Origin of the sequence: Acidovorax sp. SDU_ACID1, assembly GCF_045291395.1 — a bacterium.
Classification (GTDB): domain Bacteria; phylum Pseudomonadota; class Gammaproteobacteria; order Burkholderiales; family Burkholderiaceae_C; genus MR-S7.
Genome location: NZ_CP152342.1, coordinates 4,840,400 through 4,853,083, shown reverse-complemented (window position 1 = coordinate 4,853,083; position 12,684 = coordinate 4,840,400). Strand labels below are relative to the sequence as shown.

Annotated in this window: 13 protein-coding genes and 1 pseudogene; 5 read left to right on the top strand and 9 right to left on the bottom strand. The window is 72.1% G+C overall.

Translation table 11 applies throughout. The features are described from left to right. Positions 1–3: 3 nt before the first annotated feature. The 6 genes from AAG689_RS23585 to AAG689_RS23560 form a co-directional block, all read right to left on the bottom strand. Positions 4–1,026 (bottom strand): pirin family protein, encoded by a 1,023-nt coding sequence (locus AAG689_RS23585; protein ID WP_406624031.1) that lies wholly within the window; start codon positions 1,024–1,026, stop codon positions 4–6. A 190-nt stretch (positions 1,027–1,216) separates the two neighbouring features. Continuing rightward, positions 1,217–1,687, bottom strand: a complete 471-nt coding sequence (locus tag AAG689_RS23580) for a GyrI-like domain-containing protein (protein ID WP_406624030.1) — start codon at positions 1,685–1,687, stop codon at positions 1,217–1,219. 2 nt (positions 1,688–1,689) lie between these two features. Next, complete coding sequence (locus AAG689_RS23575; RefSeq protein ID WP_406624029.1) at positions 1,690–2,109, bottom strand: VOC family protein; 420 nt, start codon at positions 2,107–2,109, stop codon at positions 1,690–1,692. A 152-nt stretch (positions 2,110–2,261) separates the two neighbouring features. Continuing rightward, positions 2,262–3,254, bottom strand: coding sequence for an SDR family oxidoreductase (locus AAG689_RS23570; protein WP_406624028.1), 993 nt, complete (start codon positions 3,252–3,254; stop codon positions 2,262–2,264). A gap of 156 nt (positions 3,255–3,410) precedes the next feature. Beyond that, positions 3,411–3,968, bottom strand: coding sequence for a DUF1439 domain-containing protein (locus tag AAG689_RS23565; RefSeq protein ID WP_406624027.1), 558 nt, complete (start codon positions 3,966–3,968; stop codon positions 3,411–3,413). A gap of 17 nt (positions 3,969–3,985) precedes the next feature. Next, positions 3,986–4,720, bottom strand: coding sequence for a tRNA-uridine aminocarboxypropyltransferase (locus AAG689_RS23560; RefSeq protein ID WP_406624026.1), 735 nt, complete (start codon positions 4,718–4,720; stop codon positions 3,986–3,988). A 174-nt stretch (positions 4,721–4,894) separates the two neighbouring features. Here AAG689_RS23560 and AAG689_RS23555 point away from each other — a divergent pair, with 174 nt between their 5' ends. The 5 genes from AAG689_RS23555 (at position 4,895) to AAG689_RS23535 (ending at position 10,485) form a co-directional block, all read left to right on the top strand. Beyond that, positions 4,895–5,737 carry an IclR family transcriptional regulator gene (locus AAG689_RS23555; protein ID WP_406624025.1) on the top strand — a complete coding sequence of 281 codons (843 nt, stop codon included), beginning with the start codon at positions 4,895–4,897 and terminating at the stop codon, positions 5,735–5,737. Next, complete coding sequence (locus AAG689_RS23550) at positions 5,734–6,888, top strand: thiolase family protein (RefSeq protein WP_406624024.1); 1,155 nt, start codon at positions 5,734–5,736, stop codon at positions 6,886–6,888. The genes AAG689_RS23555 and AAG689_RS23550 overlap by 4 nt, the downstream gene beginning before the upstream one ends. A 2-nt stretch (positions 6,889–6,890) precedes the next feature. Then, the gene (locus AAG689_RS23545) at positions 6,891–7,250 is read left to right on the top strand and encodes a Zn-ribbon domain-containing OB-fold protein (protein WP_406624023.1); all 360 of its coding nucleotides are present in this window, start codon (positions 6,891–6,893) and stop codon (positions 7,248–7,250) included. A 21-nt stretch (positions 7,251–7,271) separates the two neighbouring features. Further along, the gene (locus tag AAG689_RS23540) at positions 7,272–8,249 is read left to right on the top strand and encodes a tripartite tricarboxylate transporter substrate binding protein (RefSeq protein ID WP_406624022.1); all 978 of its coding nucleotides are present in this window, start codon (positions 7,272–7,274) and stop codon (positions 8,247–8,249) included. Between the two features lie 148 nt (positions 8,250–8,397). Then, positions 8,398–10,485, top strand: a complete 2,088-nt coding sequence (locus tag AAG689_RS23535) for an acetate--CoA ligase family protein (RefSeq protein ID WP_406624021.1) — start codon at positions 8,398–8,400, stop codon at positions 10,483–10,485. A gap of 50 nt (positions 10,486–10,535) precedes the next feature. Here the strand turns inward: AAG689_RS23535 and AAG689_RS23530 are convergent, their stop codons facing one another. From AAG689_RS23530 to AAG689_RS23520, 3 genes and pseudogenes are all read right to left on the bottom strand, one after another. Continuing rightward, on the bottom strand, positions 10,536–11,249 hold the full coding sequence (locus AAG689_RS23530; RefSeq protein ID WP_406624020.1) for a glutathione S-transferase C-terminal domain-containing protein: 714 nt from the start codon (positions 11,247–11,249) through the stop codon (positions 10,536–10,538). A gap of 2 nt (positions 11,250–11,251) precedes the next feature. Next, positions 11,252–12,012, bottom strand: a pseudogene (locus AAG689_RS23525) (3-oxoacyl-ACP reductase). Between the two features lie 123 nt (positions 12,013–12,135). Then, positions 12,136–12,534 (bottom strand): VOC family protein, encoded by a 399-nt coding sequence (locus tag AAG689_RS23520; protein ID WP_020229153.1) that lies wholly within the window; start codon positions 12,532–12,534, stop codon positions 12,136–12,138. Positions 12,535–12,684: the final 150 nt, after the last annotated feature.

Below are 12,684 nucleotides of genomic sequence, written 5' to 3'. Positions count from 1 at the left end.
CGCTCAGGCGCCCTGCGGCACCTCGTCGGCCTGCGCGCCGGGGTGCCGCGCGAAGCGCCGGGCCTCGGGGCCGTGCACCGGGTCGTGGCTGTCCCACGGCCAGCCGCCGAACTGGGTGCGGCGGTAGTCCTGCATGGCCTGCATGATTTCCTGCTGCGTGTTCATGACGAACGGGCCGTACTGCGCCACCGGCTCGCCGATGGGGCGGCCCTGCAGCAGCAGGCATTCCACGGCGTCGCTGCCGGTGTTGTGCAGCTCCAGCGCCTGGTCCGCCACGATCTCCAGCGCCGCATGGCCGGGCACGCGGCCGCCGGCGAGCGCCAGGCCCTGGCCCGTGAACCAGTAGAGCATGCGCCGCGTGCCTTCGCCCCGGGCAGCAGGCAGCGTCCAGCGCGCACCGGGTTCCAGGCGCAGCGTCCAGATGGCCACGTCGCCCTCGGCATCAGCGGCCCAGGACTCGGGCGGGGGCGGCAGCGGCGTGGCCCCCGGCAGTGCGCCGGCGACCACGGTGACGGTGGCACCGTCCTGCTCCACGCGCGGGATGCGCTCGTTCCAGAACATGGTGAAGTGCGGCGCGGCCATCTTGCGGCGGGCGGGCAGGTTCAGCCAGATCTGGAACAGCTCCAGCGGGTTGGGCTGGTCGGCGCGCAGCAGCGGGAACATCTCCGAGTGCTGGATGCCGCGCCCGGCGGTGAGCCACTGCACGTCGCCGCCGCCGAAGCGCGCGGCCGCGCCCAGCGAGTCGGCGTGGTCGATCAGGCCCTTGCGCACCAGCGTCACGGTCTCGAAGCCGCGGTGCGGGTGGCCGGGGAAGCCCGGCACGCTGTCGCCGTGGTACATGGAAAAGCCGTCCTTGCGGCTGAAGTCGCTGCCGATCTGGCGCTCCTCCAGCGCCACCGCCTGCACGCCCATGGCGCCGTTGCCGGCGGGGTAGGCATCGTCGTGGTGGGCGCAGAAGAGGAACGGGTCCAGCGTGGGCCACAGCGGGCCGAGGGGCTGGCTGCGCAGGATGGGAGAGGAAGTCATGGACAAGGTGCTCCAGGGCGTGGGAATGCGGCAATGCGCCGTTTCCAGCATATGCGGGCGCCCGGCGCGGAAACCAGCGGCGCGCGTGCAACGCTGTGGTGCGCGGATGGGACAATGGCAGCACCTGCAGCCAAATCGGCCTCCAGCGCTTATCCATCAAGCGCAACCAGCTATTTTTTTGGGAGCAACTCTACACGCTGCGCAGAGGCTGGTTGAGCTCGGTGCGCCACGCGCTGGCGTCGGAGCCGGTCTCGGGGCCGGTGAGGTAGCACTCCCACAGGTCGCCGGTCACGTCGAGCTGCTGCTGCGCGGCCCAGTCCATGAAGGCGCGCCAGGCCTGCGGCAGGTCCTCGTAGCGGCCGCGGTGCTCGGTGCGGGCCACGCGCATCGCGGGCCACTGGCTGGGGCGCATACGGCCGGCCGGGCCGACGGGCTTGTCCACGGGCACGCCGATCTCGAAATCGAAGCTGTCGGTGGGGCGGCGCAGGTGGTGGGTGAACAGCGGGCCTGCGGGCCTGGCGCCCTGGGCGCGCACGCCCTCCAGCAGCTCGGCCACGCCGCGGTCCATGGTGTTGCGGATGTCCTCGCGCGTGCAGCGCACGTGGATCACGGCGGTGTCGCGCGCGGCGGCGATCTCGACGATGCGGGGCGGCTCGATCATGGTCAGCCCGCGTCCGTAACCACCATCCACGACACGCCGAAGCGGTCGTTGACCATGCCGAACGCGGGCGAGAAGAAGGTCTTGGCCAGCGGCATGACCACCGCGCCGCCGTCGGCCAGCGCGTCGAAGCGGGCGCGCGCCTCGGCCTCGCTGGGCGAGGACAGTGCCAGCGAGATGCCCTGGAACATCGGCCTGCCGCCCGCGTCGCCGTCCGAGGCCATGAGCGCCGTCTCGCCGATGTGGAACTCGGCGTGCATGACCTTGTCGCCCGGCGGCGCGGCGCTGGCGCATTCGCCGGACGGCGGCTCCGGGCTGTCGCGGAAGCGCATCAGCACCATGGTCTGCGCGCCCAGCGCCTGCGCGTAGAAATCCAGCGCCTCCTCGCAGCGGCCGTCGAACATCAGGTAGGGCTGGACTTGCATGCATCGCTCCTTTCGGCGGTGGAACAGCCCATCGTAGGCACGCGCGGGCCGCTCGGGTGTAGGCCGACGCCGGGCCTGCAAAAACAGCCAAATCGGCCTGCAGCGCCCGACCATCCAGCGCAAGCAGCTATGCGATGAATAGCACCGCCGCCTCAGCGGCCGCGTTGCCGCCCCAGCCACCAGCCCGCCGCCAGGCCCACGGCGCCCAGCGCGGCCACCAGCGCGGCGGTGCCGGCGCGGCGCTGGCGGTTGCCGCCGTCGATGGAGGTCTGCAGCGAGGGGCGGAACAGGTTTCCCTCGCTCGGCGGCACGGGCGTGGCGTGGCGCAGGCCCAGGTCGCTCAGCCAGCGCATGGCGCGCGCCGTGCCCCCGGGGGCGATCGCATGCGCCACGCGGCCCGGCAGCGCGCCCGCGCCCAGCCAAGTGACGGCGCGGGGCCGGGGCGCGTCCGCCAGGTCCACGATGGCCTGGGCCACGGCGCGCGGGTCCACCATGGGCAGCGGCGGGCGGATGCGCCGGCCGGTGTAGTTGGCGCCGTGCGACAGGCCCGGCGAATCGACGAAGGTGGGCGCCACGTCGCACACGTGCACGTGCGGCAGGCCGGCCACCTCGGCGCGCAGGCTCTCCGACAGGCCGCGCAGGCCGAACTTGCTGGCCGCGTAGGCCGCCGCATAGGGCGTGGGCACCCAGCCGCCGAGCGAGATCATGTTGACCAGCAGCCCGTGGCCCTGGGCGCGAAAGCGCGTGAGCGCCGCGTGCGCGCCGTGCAGGTGGCCCAGCAGGTTGGCCTCGATCACGCGCCGGTGGGCCGCCAGCGGCACGCCGTCGAAGCGGCCCACCGCGCCCACGCCCACGGCGTTGACCCAGACGTCGATGCGCCCGAAGTGGCGCACGGTTTTGTCGGCCAGGGCCAGCACGGCGTCGGCGTCGGTCACGTCGGTGGGCATGCCCAGCGCCTGCCCGCCCGCGGCGTTGCAGGCCAGGGCCACGGGCGCCAGCGTCTCGGGGTTGCGCGCCGCCAGCACCAGGCGCGCGCCGCGCCGCGCGAAGGCCAGCGCGGTGGCATGGCCGATGCCGCTGGAGGCCCCGGTGACGACGACGACGGGCTGGGCGGGAAAGGGCGAAACGGGCGGGTTGCGGTGCATGGCGCGGTAGGGGAAGCGGGCGGGATGGCGTATTTGTAACCGCACCTCCCGCCCCTGCCGCGTAGGACGGGGGCGATCGCCGCGCCAGCGGTTTCAAGCCGAATCGACTTCCAGCGCCCGTCCATCAAGCGCTGGCAGCTATCAAATCAGGATTTCTCAGGGACGTGGCTTGTTGCCGAAACGCACGACCAGGCCCTGGGGCGTGACGGTGATGCTCTCGGGCTGCACGCCCAGGCCGTCGGCCAGGGCGAGGTCCTTGGGCTGCAGCTGGTGCAGCACCACCTCGCGCAGCGACTGGTCGGCCAGCTGCTGGCCGTAGAGCGCCAGCGCCTGCGCGGCCTGGGGCCTGAGGCCGTCCAGGCGCAGCGCATTCACGCGCAGGTCGTGCGCCCGCAGGGTGCGATCCGAAGGCTCGTAGCGCAGCGCGAAGTCCACGTCGAACGTGCCGCCGTGGCTGCGCCGCAGCAGCGGGCCGCTGGCCTGCACGTCGGCCACGGCGTTGATCTGGTTGCGCTCGGGCAGCAGCGCGAGGCGCGGCGTCTGCAGCTGCAGGTCGAGCAGGCCGGCCACGGGGTAGCTGCGCGGAAAGCGCCCGTCGAGCGCCTGCTGCATCTGGCGCAGGCTGACGGTGTAGCTGGGCTGCGCGCTGGCGCAGGCCGAGAGCAGCGCGAGCGGCCCGGCGGCAGTGAAGGAGAGGAGGTGTCTGCGGCGCATCGCCCCGATTGTGGCCGTCACCCGGCCAGCGCCTGCAACCGGACGTGAGCGGCGCTGCCGGGGTCCACCGGCCGCTGGTGCTTGGCGAGCAGGTAGCGTTCGCTGAACACGTCCAGCCACGCATCGAGCGCGTCGGCCGCCAGGCCCTCGCCCGCGAGGTCGAGGCACTGGGCCGCCACCTCGGCGGTGCAGAAATGGTCGCCGCGCGTGGAGCGGCGCAGGCGGTAGCGCGAGGCTTCGCCGCCTTCGAGGCTCAGCACAGGGAAGCGGTCGAGCCAGGGGCTCTTGCGGAACATCTTGCGCGCCTCGGGCCAGGTCGCGTCGAGCAGCACAAACAGCGGTTTTTTTGCGCCGGCGGCGGCGGGTTCGACCGTGCGCACCACGCGCGCGGGCTCCACGAACTCGCCGGGGAACACCACGCAGGGCTGCCACTGTGGATCGGCCAGCAGGGCGAGCAGCGCAGGGGGCACCTCGGTGCGCGCCCAGCCGAAGGCATGGGTGTCGGCCACCACGTCGGCGATGAGCCAGCCGGTGTTGCTGGGCTTGAGCGGCTCGGCGTCGTGCATCAGCAGGCACACGCCCGCACGCGTGGCGACCTGCGGGCGCAGCAGGCACATGCAGTGGCTGGTCACCAGCCGGCAGCCCGGGCAATGCACGCGGCGCGAGCCGCCGCGCGCCAGGAAGGGCCGCGTGCTGCGGGCCAGGCGCGCGTCGCGCAGCAGGGATACCGCATGGGGTGGGGCTGGGAGCATGGATGGGGCGGACGCAAAGCCGGGCATTGTCGCGCACGCGGCGCCCCCGGGTTAGCCCTGACCCGGCGCGCCAATCGTTTTATCCATTGAAACTTCCATACCGTCTTTTGACCCTCTGCCGCCCGTGCACCTAAATTGCACGCCGAACGACGTTTCAACCAAAGAAACACGCCCATGCCCCCTTCAACCCGTCCCAAAGCCGTGGTGATCCCCCCGCCCGGCGGCAGCACGTCCACCGTGGAGCGCGCCATGCGCGTGCTGCGCGTGATGTCCGAGGGCGGCAACGCCCGCCTGACCGACATCGCCGCCGCGGCCGACCTGGACAAGGCCACCGCGCTGCGCCTGCTGGAGGTGATGGTGCAGGGCGGCTTCGTGATGCGCGACGCGCAGAGCAAGCAGTTCTCGCTCGGGCCCGAGCTGATGGTGCTGGGCGCCGCGGCGCTGCGGCGGTTCGATCCGCGCTCGCTCGCGCGCCCCAGCCTGCTGCGGCTGGTGGGGCGGTTCGAGGACAGTGTGGTGCTCTCCATCCCCAGCGGCGTGGAGTCGCTGTGCATCGACGTGGAGGAAGGCACCTACCCGATCCGCGCCAACTACCTGCGCGTAGGCAGCCGCCGGCCGCTGGGCGCCGGCGCGGGCAGCCTGGCGCTGCTGGCCTGGATGCCCGAGGCCGAGCGCGAAGCGGCGCTGGACATCCTGGCCGGCCAGATGGGCCGCTACCCGCGCATCACGCCCGCGCTGCTGCGCGAGCGCATCGCCGATGCGCGCAGCAGGGGCCACGTCGTGCTGCTGGACGTGGTGATCGAGCGCATGGGCGGCATCGCCGTGCCCATCCTCGACCCCGAGGGCCGCCCCGTGGCGGCGCTGAGCATCGCCGCGCTGAACGATCGCATTCTCTCGCGCGAAGCGGCGCTGGCCCAGGCGCTGCTGCACGAGTCCACCGTCTGCCAGGTGCGCTGGGCCGAGGCCATGCGCACCCGCATGGCGGCCACCCGCCACACCAAGGAGACCGCACGATGACATCCCCCACCCCCACCGCGTGGCTGCGCGGCGCGGGCAGCATCCCCTTCGGCCGCCATGAAGGCCAGAGCCCGATCGACCTGATGGCCGCCGCCACGCGGCAGGCGCTGGCAAGCAGCGGGCTCGCGCGCGGCGCCATTGACGGCGTGCTCTGCGGCTACGCCACCACGCTGCCGCACCTGATGCTGTCCACGCTGCTGTGCGAGCGCCTGGGCCTGGCGCCGCGCTATGCGCACGGCATGCAGCTGGGCGGCGCCACGGGCGCGGCCATGCTCATGGCCGCACGCGAGCTGGTACGCGCGGGCCGCTGCCGCAACGTGCTGGTGGTGGCGGGCGAGAACCGCCTCACGGGCCAGTCGCGCGACAGCGCCATCCAGACCCTGGCCCAGGTGGGCGACGCCGACTACGAGGTGCCCAACGGCGCCAGCGTGCCCGCGTACTACGCGCTCATGGCCTCGGAATACATGCAGCGCACGGGCGTCACCAGTGCCGACCTGGCGGAGTTCGCCGTGCTCATGCGCGCCAACGCCGCGCGCCACCCCGAAGCGCATTTGCGCACGCCCATCACGCAGGCCGAGGTGCTGGCCTCCAAGCCCATCGCCGCGCCGCTGTCGCTGCTGGACTGCTGCCCGATCTCGGACGGCGCCATGGCGCTCGTCGTCTCCGCCGAGCCCGGCCCGCACGCGCCCATCCGCATGGCGGGCGCGGGCCAGGCGCACCGCCACCAGCACCTCACGGCCATGGCCGACGTGATGCAGTGCGGCGCGGGCGAAGCCGCCGCGCAGGCGTTCGCCGAGGCGGAGGTGGATCAGGAGGGCATTGATTACCTGGGCATCTACGACTCTTTCACGATCACGCTGGTGATGCTGCTCGAAGAGATCGGCTTCGCCCCGCGCGCGGGTGCCGCCGCGCGGGCCCGCGCGGGCGATTTCGCGCCCACGGGCGCGCTGCCGCTGAACACGCACGGCGGGCTGCTGTCGTTCGGGCACTGCGGCGTGGCCGGCGGCATGGCGCACGCGGTAGAGGCCTGGCGCCAGATGGCAGGCCAAGCGGGCGAGCGCCAGATCCGCGCGCCGCGCCGCGCCTTCGTGCATGCCGACGGTGGCGTGATGTCCTCGCACGTGAGCCTCATCCTTTCGCGGGAGAACTGACCATGCTTGCCGCCCCCTTCAACGACGGCCTGCGCGCGGGCGTGGTCCGCTTGCAGCGCTGCGCCGCCTGCGGCCACGCCCAGACCCTGGCGCGCCACGCCTGCCAGCGCTGCGGCCACGAAGACCTGCGCTGGCATGACGCCGCGGGCACCGCCACCGTGCGCGCCGCCACGGTGGTGGCGCGCGCGCCGTCCGACGACTTCCGCCCGCTCGCGCCCTACACGCTGGTGATCGTGGAGCTGGACGAAGGCCCGCGCCTCATGGGCCATGCCGTGCCGGGCGTGCAGATCGGCCAGCGCGTGCGCGCCGGATTCTTCGAGCACCAGGGCCGCGCCCTGCTGCGCTTTTCCCCTATCGACTGAAACCACACCAAGGAGACACACATGCACCCCATTCCCTCCCGCCGCCGCTGGATCGGCATCGCCTGCGCCGCGCTGTGCGCAGCGCCCCTCGCCTGGGCCAGCGGCTACCCCGAAAAGCCCGTGAAGCTCGTCGTGCCCTACCCGCCGGGCGGCCCCACCGACATCGTGGCGCGCGTGGTGGCGCAGAAGCTCCAGGAGCAGATGGGCCAGCCCTTCGTGGTGGACAACCGCCCCGGCGCGGGCGCCAACATCGGCGCCGAGGCCGTGGCCCGCAGCGCGCCCGACGGCTACACGCTGGTCGTAGCCACCACGGCGCACGCCATCAACCCCTCGCTGTTCGCCAAGCTCAACTACTCCATCACCAAGGACTTCGCGCCCATCTCGCAGCTCACCAGCGGCCCGCTGGTCATCGTGACCAGCCCCGCCACGCCCGCGAACAACGTGAAGGAGCTGATCGCGCTGGCCAAGTCCAGGCAGGGCGGCCTCAACTACGCCTCGTCGGGCAACGGCCAGTCCACGCACCTGTCGGCCGAGCTGTTCAGCGCCATGGCCGGCGTGAAGATGGCCCACGTGCCCTACAAGGGCAGCGCGCCCGCGCTCACCGACGTGATGGGCGGCCAGGCCGACCTGATGTTCGACACCATGCTCTCGTCCATGCCGCACGTGAAGGCCGGCAAGCTCAAGGCCCTGGCCGTCACCAGCAGCCAGCGCTCGCCCAGCGCGCCCGACATTCCCACCGTGGCCGAATCGGGCCTGCCCGGCTACGAGGCCATCGCCTGGAACGGCCTGCTGGCCCCGGCCGGCACGCCGCCCGAGGTGGTGAACCGCCTGAACGCGGAGCTGAAGAAGGTGCTGGAGAACCCCGAAGTGAAGCAGCGCTTCGAGGCCCAGGGCTTCTCCGCCGCGTGGGACACCCCCGCCGCCTACGGCAAATTCCTGCAGGCCGAGGTGGACAAGTGGGGCAAGGTGGTCAAGACCTCCGGCGCAAAAATTGACTAACCCCCTGAGTCGCTTCGCGCCTTCCCCCTGGAAGGGGACGCCGCCAGTGCGGCGGGGCGGCCCTTGCACGGCGGCCCTCGCCCGGGTTGCGCCGGTTTCACGGGTTGCGCGTCATGGCTCTTCGACAACTGAGATACACGTAACTGCAATGCAAGACCTGCTCGTCTCCGCCCTCGACCCGCGCTCGGTCGCCATCATTGGCGCGTCCGAGAACATCCACAAGATCGGCGGGCGCCCCATCCACTACATGCAGCGCCACGGCTACCGGGGCGCCGTCTATCCCATCAACCCGGCGCGCGAGGAGATCCAGGGCCACAGGAGCTACGCGTCGCTGGCCGCGCTGCCCGAGGTGCCCGACCTCGCCGTGATCGCCCTGGGCGGCGACAAGACCGTGGCCGCCGTGGAGGAATGCGCCGCGCGCGGCGTGAAGGGCGCCGTAGTCATCGCTTCGGGCTTCGGCGAGACGGGCCCCGCCGGGCGCGAGCTGCAAGACCACATGGTGGCCAAGGCCCGCGCCGCGGGCATGCGCCTCTATGGCCCCAACACGCAGGGCCTGGCCAACTTCGGCACCGGCGCCATCGCCGGCTTTTCCACCATGTTCATCGAGGTGCCGCCGATGGACGGCCCCGTGGGCATCGTGAGCCAGAGCGGCGGCATGAGCTCGATGGCCTACGGCCTGCTGCGCGGGCGCGGCCTGGGCGTGCGCCACGTGCACGCCACGGGCAACGAGGCCGACGTGACCGTGGCCGAGATGGCCTGGGCCGTGGCCCACGACCCCGACGTGAAGCTGCTGCTGCTGTACTTGGAGAACATCGCCCAGCCCGACATGCTGGCCGCCACCGCCGCCTATGCGCGCGAGCGCGACCTGCCCATCGTCGCCGTGAAGGCCGGGCGCACGGCGGGCGGGCAGAAGGCCGCGTCGTCGCACACCGGCGCGCTGGCGAACGAGGACCGCACGGTGGACGCGTTCTTCAAGCACCACGGCATCTGGCGCGTGCGCGACCCGCACGAGCAGGCGCGCGCCGCGCACGCCTACCTCAAGGGCTGGCGACCCGAGGGGCGGCGCCTGGTGGTCATCAGCAACTCCGGCGCGAGCTGCGTGATGGGCGCCGACGCGGCCGACGACGCGGGCCTGGCCCTGGCGCCGCTGAGCGAGGCCACGCAGGCCGCCGTGGCCTCCAAGCTGCCGGGCTTCGCCACCGCGAGCAACCCGATCGACGTGACGGCCGCGCTGCTGTCCAACAGCGGCCTGTTCGGCGACGTGCTGCCCGCCGTGGCGCAAGACCCGGCCGCCGACCTGTTCTTCCTGAACATCCCCGTGGCCGGCGCGGGCTACGACGTGGACCGCTTCGCGCGCGACGCCGCCGCGTTCGAGGCCGCCGCCGGCAAACCCGTGGCCGTGGCCGCGTGGCAGGAGAGCGTGGCCGCGCCCTTCCGCGCCCATGGCATCGCCACCTTCCCCAACGAGGGCGAGGCCATCGCCGTGCTCGCCCAGGTGGCGGGCCACACGGCGCTGATGCGCGCGCCGCGCGCCGCCTGGCCTGCCTTGCCCGACGTGCAGCTGCCCGCCGGCGCGCAGGGCTTCCTCAACGAGGTGGACAGTCTGGGCCTGCTGGCGCGCCACGGCGTGCCCACCGTGCCCATGCACCTGTGCCGCACGGCCGACGAAGCGCGCGCCGCGTTCGACGCCATCGGCGCGCCCGCGGTCGTCAAGGCCTGCTCGGCCGAGGTGCCGCACAAGTCGGAGCATGGCCTGGTGGCCCTGGGCGTGCAGACGCGCGAGCAGGCCGCCGAGCTGTTCGAGCGCTTCTGGGCCAAGATGGATGCGATGGGCGTGCAGCGCGACGGCGTGATCGTGGCCGCCACGCGCAAGGCCCGGCGCGAGTTCATGGTGGGCGCGCGCATCGACCCGGTGTTCGGCCCCGTGGTCGTGGTGGGCGACGGCGGCAAGTACGTCGAGGCGCTCAAGGACTGCGCCGTGCTGCTGCCGCCGTTCTCCGAGGAACAGGTGCAGGCGGCGCTGCGCACGCTGCGCATCGCGCCGCTGCTCGATGGCGTGCGCGGCGAGCCGCCGCTGGACGTGCGCGCCCTCTCGCGCATCGCCGTGGCCGTGGGCCGGGTGATCGCGGGCGCGCGCTGCGCCATCGCCTCGCTGGATCTCAACCCGGTGATGGTGGGCGCCGCGGGCGAAGGCGCCGTGGTGGTGGATGCGCTGGTAGAAGTATCAAAACCATAGCTGCTCGCGCTTGATAGACAAGCGCTGCAGCCGGTTTTGATTACTATTCCTCAGCCGCGCGGCGGTACCTCAAGACCACGCTGCACGGCAGGCCGCGCCACGAACGCGGCCAGCACGCGCTGCACGTTGGGGAAGGCATCGAAACCCACCAGCTCGCCCGCGCCGTAGAAGCCCACAAGGTTGCGCACCCAGGGGAACACGGCCATGTCGGCGATGGTGTATTCGCCACCCATGATCCAGTCTCGGCCCGCCAGGCGCTGCTCCAGCACACCCAGCAGGCGCTTGGACTCGGCCACGTAGCGGTCGCGCGGGCGCTTGTCCTCGTAGTCCTTGCCCGCGAACTTGTGGAAGAACCCGAGCTGGCCGAACATCGGCCCCAGCCCGCCCATCTGCCACATGAGCCACTGCAGCGTCTCGTAGCGCGCGGCCGCGTCTGCGGGCAGGAAGCGCCCTGTCTTCTCGGCCAGGTACCACAGGATGGCGCCGGTCTCGAACAGCGCCAGCGGCTGGCCGCCCGGACCATGGGGGTCGAGGATGGCGGGGATCTTGTTGTTCGGGTTGAGCGAGAGGAACTCGGGCGAGAACTGGTCGTTCGTCTCGAAGCTGACCAGGTGCGCCTCGTAAGGCAGCGCCATCTCCTCCAGCGCGATCGACACCTTCACGCCGTTGGGCGTGGGCAGCGAATAGAGCTGCAGCCGGTCGGGGTGCTGCGCAGGCCATTTCGCGGTAATGGGATGGGCCGTGATGGGGTGGGTGAGTGCCATGGTCAATCCTTCACGAGGCCGCTGTCGACCACGAGGTTCTGCCCCGTCACGGCGCGCGCCCAGGGCGAGAGGAAAAGAGCACCGCGTCGGCGAACTCGGCGGGCGTGGTCACGCGGCGCAGCGGGGTGAGGCTGGCGATCAGGTCGAACACCGCCTCGGGCGTGGCGCTGCTCGCATCGGTGGTGCGCAGCAGCCCGCCCGAGACCATGTTCACCGTGATCCCATGAGGCCCCAGGTCGTTCGCCGCCGTGCGCGTGAGCGACAGCAGCGCCGCCTTGGCGGCCGTGTAGTCGTGGTAGGGCACCACAGGGTTCTGGAACAGGTTGGTGCCCACGTTCACGATGCGCCCGAAGCCCTGCGCGCGCATGGCGGGCAGCGCGGCCTGCATGGTGTTGAGCGCGCCCTTCACGGCGCCCTCGATCTGCTGGCTGAAGCGCTCCCACGCGATGTCGCCCAGCTTGGGGCGCGCATCTCCGTCGAACGAGAACTGCGCCAGCGCGTTGTTCACCACCGCGCTAATGCCGGCGCCCGTGCGCTCGCGCGCGACGGCGAAGAGGCGTTGCACCGCGGCGGCATCGGTCACATCGGCCTGCAGCGCAATGGCGCGCGGCCCCAGTTCCTCGGCCAGCGCCTGCGCGGCGGCATCGCTGCGGTGGTAGTTGATGACGACCCCCGCGCCCTCGCGCGCCAGCGCGCGCGTGACGGCCTGGCCCAGGCCCCGGGCGCCGCCGGTGACCAGAACCCATTGTTCGGACAAAAGCATGGAATCGCACTCCTATGGTGTCTCTCGCAAACAGGGCCCCAGGGCCCAAAACACGACGGCGCCCAAGGGCGCCGCCGCCGGCCATTGTGCGTGGCCGGGAAAACTACCAGAGGCCGTGCGCCTTCAGGCGGCCGCTGGCTTCGGTGGGCGGTGCAGCACGCACAGCTTGTTGCCCGCCGGATCGCGCAGATAGGCCAGGTACAGCCGCCCGCCCGGAGCGTTCTCACGCCAGCCCGGCGGGTCTTCGCAGGTCACGCCGCCGGCAGCCACGCCCGCCGCATGCGCCGCATCCACCTGCGCGGGCGACTCGGCCGCGAAGCCCGTCGTGGCGCCGTTGCCGTGGCAGGCCGGCGCACCGTCGATGGGCGCGGAGATCGCGAAGGTGTTGCCCGCGTGGCGCCAGAAGGTGCGGCCCTTGGGGTCAGTGAAGCCAGGCTTGCAGCCCAGGGCGCCGAGAAAGGCGTCGTAGAACTGCTTGGATTGGTCGGGGTTGCTGGCTCCCAGCATGACGTGGCTGAACATGGGGGTGGGTCTCCTTGGTGAAATGCGTTGGAGGGCACCTGGAGGGCAGGTGCGCGACACATGAGTCGCTGGCAAGAATGGTAGCGGGGGAAGCGCTGGGGCGCAGAAAAGCTACAAGGAGGGGGTCAACCGACCAGTCCTCACTCGCAG